Consider the following 20003-nt stretch of genomic DNA (forward strand, 5'->3'; position numbering starts at 1 on the left):
CTCGCGGCCACCGCGACAGCAGGCACGGCGTGGGCCGCCGCTCCCGGACAGGGGCGGCGGCCCACGCCGTTGCCGTCCCCGCCGGATGCCCCTACTCCCCCCGCCCCGCCTCCTCCGTCGACGTCCCCAAGTACCGCCCCGGGGACGTGCCGACCGTGCGGCGGAAGGCGGCGAGGAAGGAGCTCGGGGTGGCGTAGCCGACCGTTCTCGCGACGCGGGAGACCGGGTGGCCCTCGGCGAGGAGAGGGAGGGCCGCGCGCAGCCGGGCGTGGGTGCGCCAGTGGTCGAACGTCATACCGGTGTCGCTGGTGAACAGCCGGGTGAGGGTACGGCGGCTGACCCCGATGGCGCGGGCGTGGACCTCCAGGCCGCGCGGGTCGGCGGGGTCGGTCAGCAGGGCGTCGGCCACCGCGCGTACCCGGTCGTCCACCGGGTACGGGACGTCGATCGGGGTGGTCGGCAGTGGGCGCAGCAGGTCCACGGCGACCGCTTCGGCGCGCAGCCGGGCGTCCTCGGGGAGGTCGTCGCGGGACAGATGGGCGATCAGATGGGCCAGCAGGCCGTCGACCACGACCGGGGTCGGGTCCGGCCAGTCGATCGCGCAGCGCTCCGGCGGGAAGTAGAGGCCGTGGAGCAGCGCGCCCCGGGTGGCCCCGGTGCTGTGCCGTGTCCCCGCCGGTATCCACAGGGCGCGGGTCGGCGGAAGCACCCAGTACGCGTCGCCGATACCCACACCGAGGACGCCGCCCCGGGTCCACGCGAGCTGGTGGTGGGTGTGCGCGTGGGGTGCGATCCACTCCCCCGACTCCAGCGGGAACGTGCCCACCACGATCGCGCCGGGCGCGGCGGGCGGGGGGCACAGTCCGTCGCCTGCGGGGGGTATGTACCGCCGCGCTCGTGTCACGTTCCCGGCCATGGCGTGGTCCTTCGCCCTCGGTTGTCCTCAGCTCGCTATCACCCGTCCTCGTAGCGTATCGCGGCCGGAGCGCGCGTTGCCTAGCGTCGGTCACATGCTCATCCCACCTGCTCCCGGGCCTTTCTCCGCCCGCCCTTCCGGTACGGCACGTTCCGCCGGTTCCGCCTGTTCGACTCGTTCCGCCGAGCCCGCCGGTTCCGCCGATTCGGCTCGTTCCGCCGGTTCAGCACGTTCCGCCGATTCCGTTCGTTCCGCCGATTCCGTTCGTTCCGCCGCCGACTGCGGCCGTCCCACCACCCGCTCCGCCTCCGCCTCCGGAGGCGTCCGATGACGGCCCCCGTGAAGCGGCGCCGGGCGCCGCTGCTCGTGTTGTGCGGTGTGCATTTCATGCTGGTGCTCGACGACACCGTGGTGAGTGTCGCGCTGCCCACGCTCCGCGCGGAGCTCGGGTTCGGGACCGGTGGGCTGACCTGGGTGGCGAACGCGTATCTCCTCGCGTACGGCGGGCTGTTGATGCCCGCCGGGCGGGCCGGGGATCTGTACGGGCGGCGGCGGGTGTTCCTGCTCGGTGTGGCGCTCTTCGGGGTGGCGAGCCTCGGGTGCGGGCTCGCCCAGGAGCCCTGGCAGCTGGTGGCCGGACGCTTCGCGCAGGGCGCGGGCGCCGCGCTGGCCGGGCCTGGCGCCCTGGCCCTGCTGACCCTGCTCTACCCCGGGGACGGCGAACGGGCGCGGGCCCTCGGGCTGTGGGGCGGGCTGGCCGCGCTCGGCGGGACCACGGGGCTGGTGGTGTCCGGGGCGCTGACGGGGCTCGCGTCCTGGCGGTGGATCTTCCTGGTGAATCTGCCGGTCGTCCTGGTGACCCTGTTCCTGGTGCCCCGGCTCGTCGACGAGAGCCGCGCGCCGCGTGCGCCCCGGCTCGACATCCCGGGCGCGGTGCTCGGTACCGGGGCCGTCACCGCGCTGGTGTACGGGCTGATCCGGGCCGGGGACGCGGGCTGGGGCTCCACGGCGGTGACCGTTCCGCTGCTGCTCTCGGCCGTGCTCGCGGGGGTGTTCGTGGTGGTCGAGCGGCGTGCGGTGGCGCCGCTGGTCCCCCGGGGGTTCCTGGCCGACCGGGTCCGGGCCGTCAGCAACGGTACGGGGCTGCTGTTCACCGCCGTGTTCTTCGCGCTGTCGTTCCTGCTGATGCTGCGGCTCCAGACCGCGCTCGGGTACGGGCCGCTGCGCGCGGGGCTGGCCTTCGTACCGTACGGGCTGGCCATCCTCGCGGGGGTGTGGCTGTCGTCGCGGGCGGTGGTCCGGATCGGGGTGCGCCGGACCCTGGTGTCGGCGTTCCTGGTCGGCGCGGTGGGCCTGTTGACGCTCGCGCAGGTGTCGCCGGGTGACGGGTATGCGAGCGGGGTGCTGCCCGGCATTCTTCTCGCGGCCCTCGGTTCCGGTCTCGGCGCGCCGGCCCTCGCGGTCGGCGGGGTCAGCGGCACCACGGAGGACGACGCGGGGGTGGGCTCGGCGGTGCTCGGGTCGGTGCAGCAGGTGGGCGGCGCGATCGGTATCGCCGGGCTGGTGACGCTGGCCGTACGTCAGGGCCCGGGCGGCGGGCACGGGGCGGCGGCCCTCGACGGGTACGCGTCCGCGCTGTACGTGGCGGCGGGGGTGATGGTGCTCGGGGCGGTCCTCGTCCATTCGCTGCTCCCGGCGGTCCCGGGTACCCGCGCGGCGCCCGAATCGGCCGGGACGCGGTGAGGGTTTCGTGGGCGCGGGGGGTGGTTGTCGTGACGGGTGTGCGGCGGTGCGGGCAACGCCCCCGACCAGCGGCGTTGCCCCGTGTCCCGCCCCGCCGGGTGGTTGTTGCCCCCGCGGCGGAAGTTGCTACCGTGATCGCTGGGCCGGGCGGACACGGGGCGTCCGGCGGACACGGGGAAGGGCGCGGCCATGGGGTGGGACGAGTGGGACCAGCTCAAGTCCCAAGTGGCAGAGCGCCACACGGGGATGCAACTCAATCAGGTGCCCGTGGAGCCGGGCGCTCCCGGCGGCGCCACGGACACCGGGGGCGGTGGGACGCTGCGGCACGCGGGCAAGCCGTGGAACCAGGCCGCGGACACGGCGGGTGAGCTGCGGACGAGCACGAGCGCCGCGAAGAAGGAACTGACCGACGCGCATACGGGGGTCGCCTCGGGCGCCGCCGGGCTCGCGAGTCTGGGCGCGCTCACGGAGGTGCTCGCCTCCTGGGAGAAGCGGATCGGCGCGGTCCGTGACGAGTGCGACGCGCTGGAACCGAAGTTGCGGCAGGTCGCGAAGGATCTCACCGGGGCCGATGTCGCCGCGGGCGGCCGGGCGGACGCGGTCCGGGCGCCGGAGGGCGCCAAGTGACCTCGGCACTGACGTGGCAGCAGCTGCGCGACCTCACCCTGACCGAGCTGGACGACGCGGCCGACGGCTGGGCGGCGGTCGCCCGCCGGGCGGACGCCGCGGGCACCCAGGTCGACGGGGACATGGCCGGGACGCTGTCCAAGTCCCAGGAGAGCGAGTCGGCGAAGTCGGCCGTGGGCCGTCTCAAGCGGCTGAGCGGCAACTTCGACTACCTCCGCACCGAGTGCGGACTGATCCGCTCGGCGGTGAACGGACTGTCCCAGGAGCTGGCCGCCCCCAAGCGGCGGCTCGGGGCGGCGCTGGACGACGCGGGGGCCAACTCGTACACGGTCAACGAGGACGGCAGCGTCGCCTATCCCTCCGGCGGCAAGAACGCGATGACCGGTGGGCCGAACCCCGGCGGGACGGCCTTCGGCAACAACGGCATGCTCGCGCCTCCCGGGGCGTCGAACGGCGGGCTGTCCGGTCCGCGGCTCGGCACCCAGGGGCCGTACGGGCCGGGGCTCGGCGGCGGCCCCACGCTGACGCCCGGGGGCGGGCAGCCGATCAAGGGCGTGTACGAACCGAACCCGCACCAGGCGCGGGCGCAGGAGATCGCCGACTCGATCGCCCACGCCCTGCGCGAGGCCCGCGAGATCGACGGCCGGTACCAGAAGGCCCTGGGCGAGCTGAAGGCCGCGCCGGGGCTGACCGTCGACGCGAAGACATGGGCGGACATGGCCGCGGACGCCGGCACGGTCCGCTCGGCCGCGCGGACGTATCTGCTGGACGAGGTCCCGCTGGACAAGCCGGCCGCCGCCCGGGAGAGCTGGTGGGCGGGGCTCAGCCAGGAGCAGCGCGAGGAGTACCTCGCGGTGTACCCGGATGTGATCGGCAATCTGGACGGCATCCCCTCCGTCGTCCGGGACGAGGCGAACCGGGAGAACCTCCAGCTCCTGATCGCCAAGCTGGAGGGCCAGGGCGACGAGAAGTCCCAGTCCCAGCTCGGCGGGCTCAAGGAGATCGACCGTCAGCTCCAGGAGGGCAGCCGTCCGCCGATGATGCTGCTCGGCATCGGCGACGAGGGCAACGGCCGCGCGATCGTCAGCTACGGCAACCCGGACACGTCGAAGAACGTCTCGGCGTATGTGCCGGGACTGGGGACGGCCCTGGACTCCGACTTCGCGAAGAACGACCTCAAGCGCGCCCGGGACACGGCGATCGGGGCCCGGGAGTACGACCAGTCCAGTGCCTCCATCGTGTGGCTCGGGTACGACGCGCCGCAGCTCCCCGACAACGACAATCTGCTGCACAGCGGGGCCGTGATGAGTTCGGAGCGGGCCGAGAAGGGCGCCCCCGCGTACAACAGCTTCATGAGCGGGCTGAGCGCGACCAACGAGAACGACGATCCGCATGTCACGTCGATCGGCCACTCGTACGGGTCACGCACGGTCGGCGCGGCCTCCCAGTTGGACGGGGGCATCCCCGGTGCGGACGACATCATCCTGATCGGCAGCCCGGGAGTGGGCGTCGATCGGGCCGAGGACATGGGCGTGGGCAAGGAGAATGTGTACGTCGGCGCCGCGGAGAACGACCCGGTGTCCAAGCTGCCGTCCAAGGAGGAGGCGATCGCGTATCCCCTCAGCGGGTTCGTCCCGGGAGGGGCCATCCTCCGGGAGGTGAGCGATCTGGGCGACGACGATCTGTGGTTCGGCAAGGACCCGGCGAGCGAGGCGTTCGGGGCCCAGCGGTTCGCGGTGGACGACGGCCCCCGTCCGATCATCGACGGAGAAGGCGCGACCCCCGCACACTCGAACTACTTCAATCCGGAGAAGGACCCCATGTCCGCCGACAACATCGCGAAGATCGTCGCCGGGCAGCCTGAGACGATCGACACGGAGCGCCATCGGTGAGGACACAAGCAAAGTACGTCGTGACGGCGGTCGTGCTCGGTGCGCTCGTCACCGGGTGCGCGGAGACCAAGACCTCCGGTGCGGAGGGGGCTGAGAGGGCGAGGAGCGACATGAACATGCAAGAGGCGGCCGATCGGGCCGATGCCCTGTTGGACCTGACGTTCAAGGCCATCCGGCCGCCCGTGCAGTGGGCCCATGGCGACACCACGACGGGGAGCTGCGATCTGTCGCGCCGCCGGGTGGTGATGACGGTGATCTCCGAACAGATGCGGGGCAGCTTCCTCGGTGTGGTCGAACGCGCCTGGGAGAAGGCGGACGTCCGCATCACGAACGTGAACAAGAACAAGGAGTTCCCTGCCCTCTACGCCAAGACCGCGGACGGCTTCGGGCTCCGGTTGAGCATCGCGGGCGAGGGCCAGGCGTTCTTCGAGGTCGCCACCCCCTGCGTCGAGGAGTCCGAGGTAGCGGAGCCCACGGCCGAGCCGAACGGGCCGTCCTACAAGGATGTCGATCCCATCCCCCGGCCCAATGTCCGTTCCCCCTTCTGGTCGGCGGACAAGGCGCCCTGAGCGGCGGCACGGACCACCCGTACGGCCTGGAAAAGGGGGCGAAAGCCCCAGGTCGCCGCATACAAGACCTTCCGTTCGAGTGGAACGTCACAGTGCGTAGCTCTGCTGCGCCTCAAGCGTGAGGGCCTAGCATCTGAGCATGACGGTCCTGCCTGACGACGGGCTTTCGCTGGCCGCCGAGTTCCCTGATGCGACCCATGCGCAGTGGCAGCGCCTCGTGGAAGGCGTACTGCGCAAGTCGGGCAAGGAGGTCTCGGGCGACGACGCCGAGGAAGCGCTGTCCACGACGCTTGAGGACGGGCTCAGCACCCGGCCGCTTTACACCGCGCGGGACGCGGTGGCCGATACCGGGTTCCCCGGCTTCGCCCCCTTCGTGCGGGGCGGACGCCCCGAGGGAGCGACACCGGGCGGCTGGGACGTGCGCCAGCGGCACGCCGGGGGCGATCCCGCGCGGACCAACGAGGCCGTGCTCGCCGATCTGGAGAACGGCGTCACCTCGCTGTGGCTCACCGTGGGTCCCGGCTCCGTGCCCGTCGACGGGATCGGGCGGGCGCTGGACGGCGTGTACCTCGACCTCGTGGCGGTCGTCCTCGACGCGGGTGACGCGTCAGGGGCCGCCGGACGCGCGCTGCTGGAGCTGTACGGCGAACGCGGGGTGCGGGCCGACGAGGCGCGCGGCAACCTCGGGGCCGATCCGCTCGGGTACGCGGCGCGCTCCGGACGGGAGCCCGGCCCCACGGACTGGCACGACGCCGTGGACCTGGCGCGGACCACCGCCGGCCGATGGCCCGGGGTCCGGGCGCTGACCGTGGACGCGCTGCCGTTCCACGAGGCCGGTGGATCGGCCGCGCAGGAACTCGGGCTCTCCCTGGCCACCGGTGTGGCGTATCTGCGGCTGCTCACCGACGCGGGGCTGAGCGTGGACGAGGCGGTCGGACAGCTGGACTTCCGGTACGCGGCGACTGCCGACCAGTTCCTGACGATCGCGAAACTGCGGGCCGCCCGGCGGCTGTGGGCGCGGGTCGTCGAGGTGTCGGGGGGCGGCGCGGGCGCGCAGCGCCAGCACGCGGTGACCTCGTCGGTGATGATGACCCGGCGCGACCCGTATGTGAACATGCTGCGGACCACCCTGGCGACCCTGGGAGCCGGGGTCGGCGGCGCCGACGCGGTGACGGTGCTGCCGTTCGACGACGCGATCGGGCTGCCGGACGCGTTCGCGCGGCGGATCGCCCGGAACACCTCGGCGGTCCTGGTGGAGGAGTCGCATCTGGCGCGGGTCGTGGACCCGGCGGGCGGGTCCTGGTACGTGGAGCGGCTGACCGACGAGCTCGCCCACGCGGGCTGGGAGTTCTTCCGCGAGGTGGAGCGGGCCGGCGGAGCGGCGGCGGCACTGCGGTCCGGGTTCACCGGGGAGCGGCTGGCGGCGACCTGGGCGGCGCGCGGCAAGCGGCTGGCGACCCGGCGGGAGCCCATCACGGGCGTCAGCGAGTTCCCGAACCTCGGGGAGCGGCCGGTGGAGCGCGAGCCCGCGCCCGCCCCGGTCTCCGGCGGACTGCCCCGGGTACGCCGCGACGAGGCGTACGAGGTGCTGCGGGCCAGGTCGGACGCGTATCTGGCGCGGACGGGTGAGCGGCCGAAGGTGTTCCTCGCGGCGCTCGGTCCGGCCGCCGCGCACACCGCGCGGGCCTCGTTCGCCGCGAACCTGTTCCAGGCCGGGGGGATCGAACCCGTCCATGACCCGGTGTCGGTGGACGCCGCTACGGTCGCCGCCGCGTTCACCGCGAGCGGTGCCACGCTCGCGTGTCTGTGCTCCAGCGACCCCGTGTACGCGGAGCAGGGCGCGGCGGTGGCCGCCGCGCTGCGGGCGGCGGGCGCCGCACGGGTGCTGCTCGCGGGCAGGCCCGGTGAGGTCCCGGACGTGGACACGTACGTCTTCGCGGGCTGTGACGCCGTCGCCACCCTCACCTCCGTACTCGACTCCCTGGGAGTGTCGTGATGGCGATCCCCGATTTCACCGGTGTGGAGCTGGGCGACGGTCCCGGCCAGGGCTCCGAGGAGCAGTGGCGTTCGGCGCTGAAGGAGTCCACCGGCCAGGACGACGGCGAGCTGTCGTGGGAGACCCCGGAGGGCATCCGCGTCAAGCCGCTGTACACCGGGCGGGACCTGGAGGGCCTGGACTTCCTGGACACGTATCCCGGGGTGGCGCCGTATCTGCGCGGGCCGTATCCGACGATGTACGTCAATCAGCCGTGGACCATCCGGCAGTACGCGGGGTTCTCGACGGCGGAGGAGTCCAACGCGTTCTACCGGCGCAATCTCGCGGCCGGGCAGAAGGGGCTGTCGGTCGCGTTCGACCTGCCGACGCACCGGGGCTACGACAGCGACCATCCCCGGGTGACGGGCGATGTGGGCATGGCGGGTGTCGCGATCGACTCGATCTACGACATGCGGCAGCTGTTCGACGGCATCCCGCTGGACCGGATGAGTGTGTCGATGACGATGAACGGCGCGGTGCTTCCGGTGCTGGCGCTGTACATCGTCGCCGCCGAGGAGCAGGGCGTACCGCCGGAGAAGCTGGCCGGGACCATCCAGAACGACATCCTCAAGGAGTTCATGGTCCGCAACACGTACATCTATCCGCCGAAGCCGTCGATGCGGATCATCTCCGACATCTTCGCGTTCACCTCGCGGCGGATGCCCCGCTACAACTCGATCTCCATCTCCGGGTACCACATCCAGGAGGCGGGGGCGACGGCCGATCTGGAGCTGGCGTACACCCTGGCCGACGGGGTGGAGTACCTGCGGGCGGGGCGGGGTGCCGGGCTGGACGTGGACGCGTTCGCGCCGCGGCTGTCGTTCTTCTGGGCGATCGGCATGAACTTCTTCATGGAGGTCGCGAAGCTGCGGGCGGCGCGGCTGCTGTGGGCGAGGCTGGTCAAGGAGTTCGGGCCCGGGAACCCCAAGTCGCTGTCGCTGCGGACGCATTCGCAGACCTCGGGCTGGTCGCTGACCGCGCAGGACGTGTTCAACAATGTGACGCGGACCTGTGTGGAGGCGATGGCGGCGACGCAGGGGCACACCCAGTCGCTGCACACCAACGCGCTGGACGAGGCACTGGCCCTGCCGACGGACTTCTCGGCGCGGATCGCCCGCAACACCCAGCTCCTGATCCAGCAGGAGTCGGGCACGACCCGGGTCATCGACCCGTGGGGCGGCAGCGCGTACGTGGAGCGGCTGACGTACGACCTGGCGCGGCGGGCCTGGGCGCACATCCAGGAGGTCGAGGCGGCGGGCGGGATGGCGCAGGCCATCGACGCGGGCATCCCGAAGCTGCGGGTCGAGGAGGCGGCGGCCCGGACGCAGGCGCGGATCGACTCGGGGCGCCAGCCGGTGATCGGGATCAACAAGTACCGGGTCGAGACCGACGAGCAGATCGATGTGCTGAAGGTCGACAACTCCTCGGTGCGTGAGCGGCAGCTCGACAAGCTGCGGCGGCTGCGCGCGGAGCGGGACGAGCAGGTGTGCCAGGACGCGCTGCGCGCGCTGACCCGGGCCGCCGAGGACGGTCCCGGGCCGGGGCTGGAGGGCAATCTGCTGGCCCTGGCGGTGGACGCGGCCCGGGCGAAGGCGACGGTCGGGGAGATCTCGGACGCCCTGGAGAAGGTCTACGGGCGGCACGCGGGCCAGATCCGTACGATCTCGGGTGTGTACCGCACCGAAGCAGGTGAGTCGCCGTCCGTGGAGCGCACCCGGGCGCTGGTGGACGCCTTCGAGCAGGACGAGGGCCGCCGTCCGCGCATACTCGTCGCGAAGATGGGCCAGGACGGCCATGACCGGGGGCAGAAGGTGATCGCGACGGCGTTCGCGGACCTCGGCTTCGACGTGGACGTGGGCCCGCTGTTCCAGACCCCGGCGGAGGTCGCGCGGCAGGCGGTGGAGGCGGATGTGCACATCGTGGGTGTGTCGTCGCTGGCGGCCGGGCACCTCACGCTCGTCCCCGCGCTGCGGGAGCAGCTCGCGGAGGAGGGCCGGGAGGACATCATGATCGTGGTCGGCGGGGTGATCCCCCCGCAGGACGTGGCGGCGCTGCACGAGGCGGGCGCGACCGCGGTGTTCCCGCCCGGCACGGTCATCCCGGACGCGGCGTACGACCTGGTGGTGCGGCTCGCGGACCGGCTCGGGCACGAGTCCGGGGAGCGGTGAGCCGACGGGCATGGCGAGGACGATCGATCTCGACGCCTATACGAAGGGCGTGCTCGACGGGAAGCGGGCGTTCGTCGCGCGGGCCGTCACCCTGGTGGAGTCGACGCGCGCCGACCACCGGGAGCAGGCGCAGCGGCTGCTGACCGAGCTGCTGCCGCACTCGGGCCGCGCCCGGCGGGTCGGCGTCAGCGGGGTGCCGGGTGTCGGCAAGTCGACGTTCATCGACGCGCTGGGGACGATGCTGACGGGGCTCGGGCACCGGGTCGCGGTGCTGGCCGTCGATCCCTCGTCGACACGGACCGGGGGTTCGATCCTCGGGGACAAGACCCGGATGGAGCGGCTGGCGGTGGACCCGGCGGCGTTCGTGCGGCCCTCGCCCACGGCGGGCACGCTCGGCGGGGTCGCCAAGGCCACCCGGGAGTCGATCGTGGTGATGGAGGCCGCGGGGTACGACGTGGTGCTGGTGGAGACGGTCGGGGTCGGGCAGTCGGAGACGGCGGTCGCGGGCATGGTGGACACGTTCCTGCTGCTGTCGCTGGCGCGGACCGGCGACCAGTTGCAGGGCATCAAGAAGGGCGTCCTGGAGCTCGCGGACGTCATCGCGGTCAACAAGGCCGACGGCCCCCATGAGCGGGACGCCCGCGGGGCGGCCCGTGAACTGGCGGGCGCGCTGCGGCTGATGCACGCGGCGGACGCCGCCTGGACTCCCCCGGTGCTGAGTTGCAGTGCCCGGGAGGGCACCGGGCTGGACACGGTGTGGGAGCGGGTGGAGGAGCACCGGGCACGCCTTGAGGCGACGGGCCGGCTGGCCGCCAGACGCCGGGACCAGCAGGTGTCGTGGACCTGGGCGATGGTCCATGACGAGCTGCTGGACCGGCTGCGCACCCATCCGGGGGTCCGGGCCCTGGCCCCTTCCCTGGAGCGGCGGGTACGGGACGGGGAGCTGACGGCGACACTGGCGGCCGAGCGGATTCTCGATGTGTTCGGGGGCGGGGACGGGGGCGGCGCGGGCACCGGGGCCGACGAGGCTGCCGGAACGCCCAGGGCGGCTGGAGCACCCGGAGCCACCGGAAGCGACGGGGCCGATGACGGGCCGTCGGGCGGGGACTCGGGCGGGGCGTCCGGCTGACGGTCCCGCGGGGTCACCCGGTCCGGTCGCCGAACCCGTACACGTTGAAGCGGTACGCCTCGATGTCCGCGCGGCGGACCCGGGCCAGCAGGGACAGCAGGGCGCGGGTCGGCTGGGGCACGGCGCGGCGGACCTCGGCGGGCAGCCGGGCGAAGGTGCGGGTGTCCTCCAGGGTGACGGATGGGTGCCAGGCGGCGGGTGCGGCGGGGTCGTCGCAGCGCCAGACCATCCGGGCGGCGACCTTGCTGAGGACGTCGTGCCGGTCCTGGCCGTCGATCATGTGGGAGGACGCGGTCTCCAGGGCCAGCCTGGCGCCGGGGAGCCGTGCGGCGATCATGCGGAACACGTCCCGTACCTGGTCCTCGGGCAGATAGATCAGGACGGCCTCGGCGGCCAGGAAGTACGGGCCGGGGCTCTCCCGCACCGCGTCGGTCCAGGCCGGGTCGGTGACCGACAGGGCGAGGGTGCGGCGGCGGTCGGTGTCGGTGAAGTAGCGGCGGCGCAGGGCCGTCACATCGGGCAGGTCCAGGTCGAACCAGTGGACGTGCCCGGTGTCGAGGCGTTCGAAGCGGGTGTTGAGGCCGGTGCCCAGCTCCACGACCGTCCCGCCGGGGTGTTCCTGGAGGAACGCCCGTACCCAGTGGTCGAAGAGCAGGGTGCGCAGATTGGAGCCGACGAGGCTGCGGGCGCCGTCGAAGCGGGAGAAGTCGTAGTCGAGGGACTCGACCATCTCCACCGCCTTGGGGTCGCTGAGCATCCCGTGGCGTTTCCTCGTCTCCAGCGCGCGGGCGTACAGGGGGATCAGCAGGGTCTCCTGGATCTCGCCCAGTTCCGGGACGTGCTTGGGTGCCCCCGAGGGGGAGGCGGGGTGCGTGTCGGGCACGGTGCTCACCTCTTCGTCGCTGCGGACGTCTCGCGGGACACCCTAGGTTAGGCAAGCCTAAGTTTCACCCGTTCGGCCGTACCCGGTTCGCCGTGGCGCTCCGTACGGCACACGCTCGGGGCACCGGGTCCTTGGCGGTCCGAGGCCCGCCGCTCAGCACCGAGGGACCGCGTTCCGACGGGAGAACCCCATGAGCAGCACGACACCCCCGCCCGCGGGCACCCCGCGGACGGACCGGCCCGACCACCGCCGCGACAGCTGGATCACCGGCGGAACCGTCTTCGCCGGGGTACTGATGATCGTCTCCGGTGTGCTGTCGGTCCTCAACGGCATCGCGGCGCTCGCCAAGGACGATGTGTACGCGCGGGTCGGCGACTACGTCTTCGGGTTCAGCCTGACCAGCTGGGGCTGGATCCACATCGTGCTGGGCGTGCTCGTCGCGATCGTCGGCTACGGCATCCTGAAGGGCGCCGACTGGGCGCGTGCCACGGGTGTCGGACTGGCCGCGCTGAGCGTCGTCCTCAACTTCATGTGGCTGCCGTACCTGCCGCTGTGGGCGCTCATCTCCATCGCCATCGGCATCTTCGTGATCTGGGCGCTGTGCAGCGGGGCGGGCCGCGAGGAGCGGGTGCTCTAGCGTCCACCCCGTTGTCCGCGGGGCGGCCGGGCGGTGTCCGGCACGCTCCGCGGCGGGTCCGCCCGGTACGCCGGGCGGACCGCCCACGGCGGCCGGCGGCACGGGCCCCGGTGCCGTGAGCTGGAGGGAGCGGCCATGTCCGACGAGTTGGAGTCCCTGGCGGCCGACGCGTACGTCTATGGGTTCCCGCTGGTCAGCGGTCTGTCGATGATGGACCGCTTCGTCCGGGTGGGAATGGGCGTGCTGCCGCCGACCCCGTTCAACCGGTTCGCTCACGCCACCCGGCTCGCCGCTCCCGACACACGGTTCGTCTCCGTCAACAACGACACCGTGTACTCGATCGCCCAGCTGGACCTGTCCGGCGGCCCGCTGCTGCTGCACACCCCGGACACCGGCGGCGCGTACCACGTCCTCCAGTTCGTGGACGCGTGGAGCGCCAACTTCGCGTATCTGGGCAGCCGGGCGACCGGTACCGGCGAGGGCTCGTGGGCGATCGTCCCGCCGGGCTGGTCCGGCACCGAACCGGCCGGGGTGCGCGGGGTGATCGACGCGCCGACCGCGGTGGTGACGATCGTCGGCCGCAACGCGTGCGCGGGCCCCGCGGATCTGCCCCGGGTCCGCGCCCTCCAGCAGGAACTGACGCTGACCCCGCTGGGCGAGCCTCATCCCACCGGGCTGCCCACCCCCGATCCGGCGGTGCCCGGGGCGCTGCGGTTCTTCGAGCGGATGCGGGTGTGGTCGGCCGACTTCCCGCCCGCCGCGCCGGACCAGGCGTACCAGGAGCGGTTCCAGCCGCTGGGGCTGCTGGAGGAGGGCCCGTCGCCGTACGCGTCCGCCGGTCCGGAGCTCGCGGACGCGCTGGAGGCGGGGCTGGCGGAGGGCGCGCGGCGGGTCGAGGAGGCGAACACGGCCCCCGCAGCGGACGGCGGGGAGCCGGGTGCCTGGGTGTCGGACCCGCATCTGTTCGACCACAACCTCGACCACTTCGGTGTGGGCACCCTGGACGAGGCACGCTGGAAGGCCGCCGACCGTACCGCTTCGTACCTCCGGCGGGCGGTCGCGGCGCGTGCCGGGCTCTGGGGCAACCACGGGTACGAGGCGGTGTACGCGTACACGTTCCGCGACGCGGACGGTGAACCGCTCACCGGCGACCGCCGGTACACCCTGACGTTCGACTCCCCGCCGCCGGTGGCCGCGTTCTGGTCGGTGACCATGTACGACGTCCCCGAGTACCACCTGGTGGCCAACCCCGTGGACCGCTACTCGATCGGCGACCGCACCCCGGGGCTGGTGCGCGGCACCGACGGCTCGCTCACGATCCGCATCCAGCACGACCCGCCGCCGGACGAGGCCAACTGGCTCCCCGCCCCCGAGGGCGCGTTCCGCCCCATGATCCGGCTGTACCTGCCGCGGGAACCGGTCCTCGACGGCTCGTACACGCTCCCGCGGATCGAACGGGTCCGTACGGGGTGAGCGGGCGGGACGCTGAGCGGGCGGGACGCGTCCGGCTGCGATCTTCGGGGCCCGGTCTTCGGGCCCGGGAACGGGGAGCGTCACACGCCCGGTTCGGCGCTGACGACTCCCGCGGCGATCGCCGCCGTCAGGGCCGTGTGGTCCTTGGCGTTCTGCTCGGCGTAGCGCACGGCGAAGTCGGCGACCGAGCGGTCGAAGGTGTCGCCGCGGCCCAGATATCCGGCGAGGGCGATACGGTCGCCGGAGCGGGCGTGGGCGCGGGCCAGGGCCGTGCCGCACAGGCCCGCGTAGCGGACGAGCCGGTCGGGGCCCAGCGCGGCGAGGTCGGCCGTGGCCTTCATGTCGCGCAGCTGGCGCCAGTAGAAGGCGCGGCCCTGGGGGCCGGTCATCCAGCCGAGGAAGATGTCGCCGGACGCCTGGAGCAGCCGCTGTCCGGCGACCACGCGGTGCCCCGGGTGGTCGAACGGCCCGGACGGCAGATGCTCCTCCAGGACGGACGGGCCCGCCTCCTTGATCTGGAGGAACAGCGGGTCGTCGCCGTCCCGGCCGGCGAGCAGCACGATGAAGCAGCGGGTGCCGACGCTGCCGACGCCGACGACCTTGCGGGCGGCGTCCACGAAGCGGAACCGGTCCAGCAGCAGCCTTCGTTCCTCGGAGAGCGTCGAGCGGTAGTCGTTGAACATCTTGCGCAGTTCGGTCATGTCGGGGGCGCCCAGCCGCTCCACCAGCGGCGGATCGTCCCGGATGCGGCGCCGGCCGTCGACGACCTCGGTGAGCTTGCCGAGCGCTTGGAGGCTGGTGCGGCGGCGGGCCCGCGCGAAGGTGGCCCGCGCCTGGGCCCGGCCGCCGGGACGGATCAGCTCCAGCAGCGCGTCGGTGTCGAGCCGGGTGTACCAGACGTCCAGTTCGCCGCGCTCGGCGAGACGGCGCATCGTCAGCCGGTAGCGCTTGACGCACTCCCGGGCGGCGGCACGGGCCTGGCCACGGCCCAGGCCGTTCTCCCGGGCGGCGACGGTGGCGCTGGCGGCGAGCCGTTTGACGTCCCACTCGAAGGGGCCCGGGAAGGTCTCGTCGAAGTCGTTGAGGTCGAAGAGGAGGGCGCGTTCGGGTGAGGCGAAGAGTCCGAAGTTCAGCAGATGGGCGTCGCCGCAGAGCTGGACGGTGAGCCCGCTGCCGTCCAGGGCGGCGAGATCGGCCGCCATGACCGCGGCGCCGCCCCGCAGGAACGCGAACGGCGACAGCGCCATCCTGCCGTACCGGATCGGCAGCAAGTGCCGTACCCGGTCGGCGTCCTGGCGCTCCAGTACGGCGACCGGGTCGGGGCGGCCCGCGGCGGGTATCCACGCGCCGTGGGCGCTGCGCGGTACGAGCTTGCGGGCGCGGCGGCCCTGCTCGGCACGGGCCGCGGGGGTACGGTCCGCGGGCCTTCCCACGGGCGTGTTCACCCCGCGCCCCGGGCTCCGGCGGACTCCGGTGCGGTCGAGAGGGTCCTCGGCATGGGCAGCCTCCGGGGTGCGCCGCGTGGTTCCCCCCAGTGAACGGGACCGGCCGACGCGGCGCATCGCCGGTTGCGTCGAACGGGTGAACGCTTCCGGTGGCGCCCGGGGTTCCTGGAGCGGACCCCGGGCGGCCGTGTGCTGCTCCGCCTCTCAGCGGTTGTAGCGCATGAAGGCCCGGACCATATGGCAGGTGATGTCCGACGGGGGGTGGATGCCCACGCGCTGGGCGGCGGAGCGGATGGTGCGGTTGTGCGCCTGGTTCGGCAGGTAGACGCCGGCGTCGAGCAGCGTGATGGCCAGGCGCATGGCCTTGAGCCGGCGGTTGTGCGTGACGTACCACTCGCGGGGGCGTCCGGCGGGCAGCGGCTGCTTCTTCGGCGGGGCGATCGGCAGGGTCTGGTCCATGAGTGCGGCAGCGGGCACGGGCTTCCTCCTGTCGTGGCCGGGGGCTCCTCGCGAACCCTCGAACACTGCCCCCATTCTACCGCCCCCCACCGACAAAAGCCCCTGGCCAGGGGCTTTTGAGTAAATCGAACAGGCCGCCTTCGCGGGTCGCCTTCGCTTGCGCTTCCGAGGTCCGTCCGGCGGGACGCACTCCGTTCCTGTGCCGTCGCTCGGGGGGTGCGCAGTTCCCCGCGGGTCGCCTTCGCTTGCGCTTCTGAGGTCTGTCCGGGTGGGCGCACCTGTTTCCTGTGCCGTCGCTCGGTGGTTTTGCGCAGTTCCCCGCGCCCCTTGGGTCGCGCCCCTTACGGTTCCCGTTCGGGTGCGGATGGCCCTTGGTTGCTCGCGCAGTTCCCCGCGCCCCTGGATGCTGCCCCGGTCGGTTGTTCGTCGGGTGCGGGCCGGTCCTCGTCTTTGCGCAGTTCCCCGCGCCCCTTTGGGGGCGCCCACCTGGGACTGTTCTCAGTCTGCGGGTGGGGTCAGACAGCGGGCTGGCGCCAACCCCGGCCGGGGTTCAAACCCCCCTCCCCGTGCACTCGCCCGGCTACGGGAGGGGGTGGGCGGGAATCTCTGCCCGCAGACTCCGATGCTCTTCAGCAGGGCAAGAGGGACGTCCGACCGAGCGCGTTGGAGCGAGGACGGAGAATCCCGACCGGCACCGACCCGAAGAACAAACAGAACGCGCCCCAAAGGGGCGCGGGGAACTGCGCGAAAACGAGAACCGGCCCGCACCCGAAGAGCGACCGCAAGGGAGCAGCATCCAGGGGCGCGGGGAACTGCGCACCCGACGAGCGACGGCACAGGAACAAGTGCGCCCAGCCGGGCAGACCTCGGAAGCGCAAGCGAAGGCGACCTGCGGGGAACTGCGCACCCGACGAGCGACGGCACAGGAACAAGTGCGCCCAGCCGGGCAGACCTCGGAAGCGCGAGCGAAGGCGACCTGCGGGGAACTGCGCACCCACGAACGCCCCGCACAGGGACAGGTGCGCCCAGCACAGGGGACCTCGGAAGCGCAAGCGAAGGCGGGGCGTTGAGTCGGGGGGGAGTTTGGTGCGTACCTGTCACCACACCGGCCCGGCGGACCGGGAGGCGGGAGGGGCGGGCCCGCCGTGCGACACGACCGGACGACGGAGGACGGTATGGAGCGAGACGGGCACGACGACACCGGACAGGAGATCGTCCGGCTGCTGCGCGAGGTGGCGGACGGACTCGGCGCGCTGGCCGCACGGTTCGCCGCGCGCCACGGCACGCACCCCACCGACATCCGCGCCCTGTCCTGTCTGCTCGACGCCCGCGACACGGGCGCCCCGCTGACCGCCGGACGGCTCGGCGCCCGGCTCGGGCTGAACTCGGCCGGGACGACCGCGCTGGTCGACCGGCTGGAGCGGCTCGGACATGTCCGCCGGGTCCCCGACGCGCACGACCGCCGCCGGGTCCTGGTCGTCCTGGAGGAGACCTCCGTGCCGTTCGGCAGATCCGTCCACGAGCCGCTGGCCGAGCGGTCCGCGATACTGCTGAAGGGGTACGACGAGCACCAGCTCGCCGCGCTCCGCGAGTTCCTGGAGGACGTCCGCGCGGCCGTGCGGCAGCGCACCTGACCCCCGCGCGGGTGAGCGACGGGTAACACGGGGTTCATCGACGGGCAATCACCGGGAAACCGTGCCTTGACACTGTCGTAGCAGCACCACCGCACCGCCGGTGCGCAGACGCCCCTAAGGATGTGTCCCGTGACGTTCAAGGCTGAGTACATCTGGATCGACGGTACCGAGCCGACCGCGAAGCTCCGCTCGAAGACGAAGATCCTGCCCGGCGCCGCCGCGGGTCTCGCGGAGCTGCCGCTGTGGGGGTTCGACGGGTCCAGCACCAACCAGGCCGAGGGGCACGCGTCGGACCGGGTCCTGCGGCCGGTCTTCGTCTGCCCGGACCCGATCCGCGGCGGGGACGACATCCTGGTGCTGTGCGAGGTGCTGAACACGGACATGACCCCGCACTCGTCCAACACGCGCGCGCTGCTCGCCGAGGTCGAGGAGCGTTTCGCCGGTCAGGAGCCGGTCTTCGGCATCGAGCAGGAGTACACGTTCTTCGCCGGTGAGCGTCCGCTCGGCTTCCCCGTCGGCGGGTTCCCCGCGCCGCAGGGCGGCTACTACTGCGGCGTCGGCGCCGACGAGATCCACGGCCGTCCCGTCGTCGAGGCGCATCTGGAGAACTGCCTCACGGCGGGCCTCGGGATCTCCGGCATCAACGCCGAGGTCATGCCCGGTCAGTGGGAGTTCCAGGTCGGCCCGCTGGCCCCGCTGGAGGTGTCCGACCAGCTGTGGGTGGCCCGCTGGCTGCTGTACCGCACGGCCGAGGACCACGAGGTGTCGGCGACCCTGGACCCGAAGCCGGTGAAGGGCGACTGGAACGGCGCGGGCGCGCACACCAACTTCTCCACCCGTGCCATGCGCGGGGGCGCGGGCGCGTACGACGCGATCATCACGGCCTGCGAGTCGCTGGGCGAGGGTTCCAAGCCGATGGACCATGTCAAGAACTACGGCGCGGGCATCGACGACCGGCTGACCGGACTGCACGAGACGGCCCCCTGGAACGAGTACTCCTACGGGGTCTCGGACCGCGGCGCCTCGGTCCGTATCCCGTGGCAGGTCGAGAAGGACGGCGAGGGCTACATCGAGGACCGCCGCCCGAACGCCAACGTCGACCCGTACGTGGTGACACGGCTGATGGTGGACACCTGCTGTGCCGCGCTGGAGAAGGCCGGCCAGGTCTGAGCCCCGGCCGCGGAGCCCGTGGGGCATCCACCTCGACCGGTGGGTGGCCCACGGGCGCCGCCGCGTTGTCAGTGGCGCGTGCGAGGGTGGAACCCGGGTCGGGCGCTGCCCCGGCCCGGCCGTGCGGACGGTGCGCGGCGGACGATCCAGGGTCCGGGCGGCCGGGCGCGGCAGGGGGAGACGATGGGGAACGGAAGCTGGACCGGGGCCAGGCAACGGCCGGACGGGACGTTCGAGGACGGCGGCGCGGCGGGACTGCCCGTCAAGGTCGAGTCGGAGGACGGTTCGGTGACTCTGGCGCCGTCGCCCGGGCAGCTGCGCGAGCTGGTCGGGCGGATCGGTGGGCAGGACGACCACTTCCTGGTCGTCCAGCGGGTGCCCGACCTCCCCGATGTGTTCGTCCAGGTGTGGCACGTCACCGGCCGGGAGTACCGCCTGGAGCACCGCGAGAGCCGTTCCCGTTTCTTCGGTACGGTCATCGCCCCGCAGGGCGTTGAGCAGGTGGCGGAGGCGGTCCTCGGCTGGGCGCGCGGTGACGAGGACTGGGGCCGGGACCTGCGCTGGAAACCGGTGGACGTGGACCCGCCCGAGGAGGTGCCCCCGCTCCCCGACGAGCTGCGCGAGCCGGTCGAGGAGCGGATACGCGAGCTCCTGCGCTGCGGCTATCTCGACCGGGAGGGTCTGGCGGAGGCCGCCGAGGAGTGGCTGGTGGGTTCCGAGGAGGCGGAGCGGGCGGGTCCGGCGCAGGACGACCGCCCGGTCTCCCCCGAGCAGGCCCGTGTCCTGGTGGACGGGCTGTGGCTGGAGCGGGTCGCGGAATCGGCGCGCTGGACGGGGACCACCGATCCGGAGCGGCTGACCCGCGCGTTCGCGGCGCTGGAGGGCGCGGGGATCACCGCCCGGGAGGACTTCACGTGCTGCCGCGGCTGCGGACTGGCCGAGATCGGGGCCGAAGCGGCGGACGGCGCGCGGGGGTTCGTCTTCTTCCATGAGCAGCAGACGGAGGCCGCCGCGGCGGGCGGCGGGCTGTTCCTGCTGTACGGCGGGTTCGACGGCAGCGCGGCGACGGCGGCCGCGGTGGGCCATGAGGTGGTCGCCGCGCTGTCGGCCGCCGGGCTGTCCACCCAGTGGGACGGGTCTGCGGGGACCGCCCTTGTGGTCAGCCCCCTGGATTGGCGTAAACGCCTGGTGGGTTGAGGGTTGGGAGCGACAAAATCGCGCCA

The 20003-nt window shown here is 72.9% G+C and carries 16 protein-coding genes; 12 read left to right on the plus strand and 4 right to left on the minus strand.

The window, feature by feature from the left end:
* Window positions 1–91: 91 nt before the first annotated feature.
* Window positions 92–916, minus strand: a complete 825-nt coding sequence (locus AB852_RS22185) for a helix-turn-helix transcriptional regulator (RefSeq protein ID WP_079184833.1) — start codon at window positions 914–916, stop codon at window positions 92–94.
* A gap of 327 nt (window positions 917–1243) precedes the next feature.
* Here AB852_RS22185 and AB852_RS22190 point away from each other — a divergent pair, with 327 nt between their 5' ends.
* The 7 genes from AB852_RS22190 to meaB all read left to right on the plus strand — a co-directional run bounded on the left by AB852_RS22190 (window position 1244) and on the right by meaB (window position 11079).
* Window positions 1244–2659, plus strand: coding sequence for an MFS transporter (locus AB852_RS22190; protein ID WP_073791395.1), 1416 nt, complete (start codon window positions 1244–1246; stop codon window positions 2657–2659).
* 189 nt (window positions 2660–2848) lie between these two features.
* Window positions 2849–3286: a hypothetical protein gene (locus tag AB852_RS22195; RefSeq protein WP_073791398.1), complete on the plus strand. Its 438-nt coding sequence runs from the start codon at window positions 2849–2851 to the stop codon at window positions 3284–3286.
* Window positions 3283–5178 (plus strand): alpha/beta hydrolase, encoded by a 1896-nt coding sequence (locus AB852_RS22200; RefSeq protein ID WP_073791400.1) that lies wholly within the window; start codon window positions 3283–3285, stop codon window positions 5176–5178. The genes AB852_RS22195 and AB852_RS22200 overlap by 4 nt, the downstream gene beginning before the upstream one ends.
* Before the next feature lie 110 nt (window positions 5179–5288).
* Complete coding sequence (locus AB852_RS22205; protein WP_073791714.1) at window positions 5289–5747, plus strand: hypothetical protein; 459 nt, start codon at window positions 5289–5291, stop codon at window positions 5745–5747.
* A gap of 139 nt (window positions 5748–5886) precedes the next feature.
* A complete protein-coding gene (gene mutA / locus AB852_RS22210; protein ID WP_073791403.1) occupies window positions 5887–7743 on the plus strand; it encodes a methylmalonyl-CoA mutase small subunit in 1857 nt (618 codons plus the stop codon).
* Window positions 7743–9950: a methylmalonyl-CoA mutase gene (gene scpA, locus AB852_RS22215; protein ID WP_073791406.1), complete on the plus strand. Its 2208-nt coding sequence runs from the start codon at window positions 7743–7745 to the stop codon at window positions 9948–9950. The genes mutA and scpA overlap by 1 nt, the downstream gene beginning before the upstream one ends.
* A gap of 10 nt (window positions 9951–9960) precedes the next feature.
* On the plus strand, window positions 9961–11079 hold the full coding sequence (gene meaB, locus AB852_RS22220; RefSeq protein ID WP_079184834.1) for a methylmalonyl Co-A mutase-associated GTPase MeaB: 1119 nt from the start codon (window positions 9961–9963) through the stop codon (window positions 11077–11079).
* A gap of 13 nt (window positions 11080–11092) precedes the next feature.
* On the opposite strand, the gene AB852_RS22225 is transcribed toward meaB, so the two are convergent.
* On the minus strand, window positions 11093–11962 hold the full coding sequence (locus AB852_RS22225; protein ID WP_073791716.1) for a class I SAM-dependent methyltransferase: 870 nt from the start codon (window positions 11960–11962) through the stop codon (window positions 11093–11095).
* Between the two features lie 190 nt (window positions 11963–12152).
* Between AB852_RS22225 and AB852_RS22230 the strand changes: the two genes are divergently transcribed.
* Complete coding sequence (locus tag AB852_RS22230) at window positions 12153–12599, plus strand: DUF7144 family membrane protein (RefSeq protein ID WP_073791409.1); 447 nt, start codon at window positions 12153–12155, stop codon at window positions 12597–12599.
* A 135-nt stretch (window positions 12600–12734) separates the two neighbouring features.
* A complete protein-coding gene (locus AB852_RS22235) occupies window positions 12735–14072 on the plus strand; it encodes a DUF1254 domain-containing protein (RefSeq protein ID WP_073791412.1) in 1338 nt (445 codons plus the stop codon).
* A gap of 80 nt (window positions 14073–14152) precedes the next feature.
* Here the strand turns inward: AB852_RS22235 and AB852_RS22240 are convergent, their stop codons facing one another.
* Together AB852_RS22240 and AB852_RS22245 are read right to left on the minus strand one after the other, a co-directional pair.
* Window positions 14153–15505 (minus strand): DUF2252 domain-containing protein, encoded by a 1353-nt coding sequence (locus AB852_RS22240; protein WP_073791718.1) that lies wholly within the window; start codon window positions 15503–15505, stop codon window positions 14153–14155.
* 216 nt (window positions 15506–15721) lie between these two features.
* Complete coding sequence (locus AB852_RS22245; RefSeq protein ID WP_073791414.1) at window positions 15722–15976, minus strand: hypothetical protein; 255 nt, start codon at window positions 15974–15976, stop codon at window positions 15722–15724.
* A 1175-nt stretch (window positions 15977–17151) separates the two neighbouring features.
* On the opposite strand from AB852_RS22245, the gene AB852_RS22250 reads away from it, so the two are divergent.
* The 3 genes from AB852_RS22250 (at window position 17152) to AB852_RS39880 (ending at window position 19977) form a co-directional block, all read left to right on the plus strand.
* Window positions 17152–17610, plus strand: coding sequence for a MarR family winged helix-turn-helix transcriptional regulator (locus AB852_RS22250; RefSeq protein ID WP_073791417.1), 459 nt, complete (start codon window positions 17152–17154; stop codon window positions 17608–17610).
* Window positions 17611–17739: 129 nt separating this feature from the next.
* Window positions 17740–18780 (plus strand): glutamine synthetase, encoded by a 1041-nt coding sequence (gene glnII / locus AB852_RS22255; RefSeq protein WP_073791420.1) that lies wholly within the window; start codon window positions 17740–17742, stop codon window positions 18778–18780.
* A gap of 183 nt (window positions 18781–18963) precedes the next feature.
* On the plus strand, window positions 18964–19977 hold the full coding sequence (locus AB852_RS39880) for a DUF6891 domain-containing protein (RefSeq protein WP_245876868.1): 1014 nt from the start codon (window positions 18964–18966) through the stop codon (window positions 19975–19977).
* Window positions 19978–20003 lie beyond the last annotated feature (26 nt).

The sequence above is a fragment of the Streptomyces uncialis genome, assembly GCF_001905345.1.
Classification (GTDB): domain Bacteria; phylum Actinomycetota; class Actinomycetes; order Streptomycetales; family Streptomycetaceae; genus Streptomyces; species Streptomyces uncialis.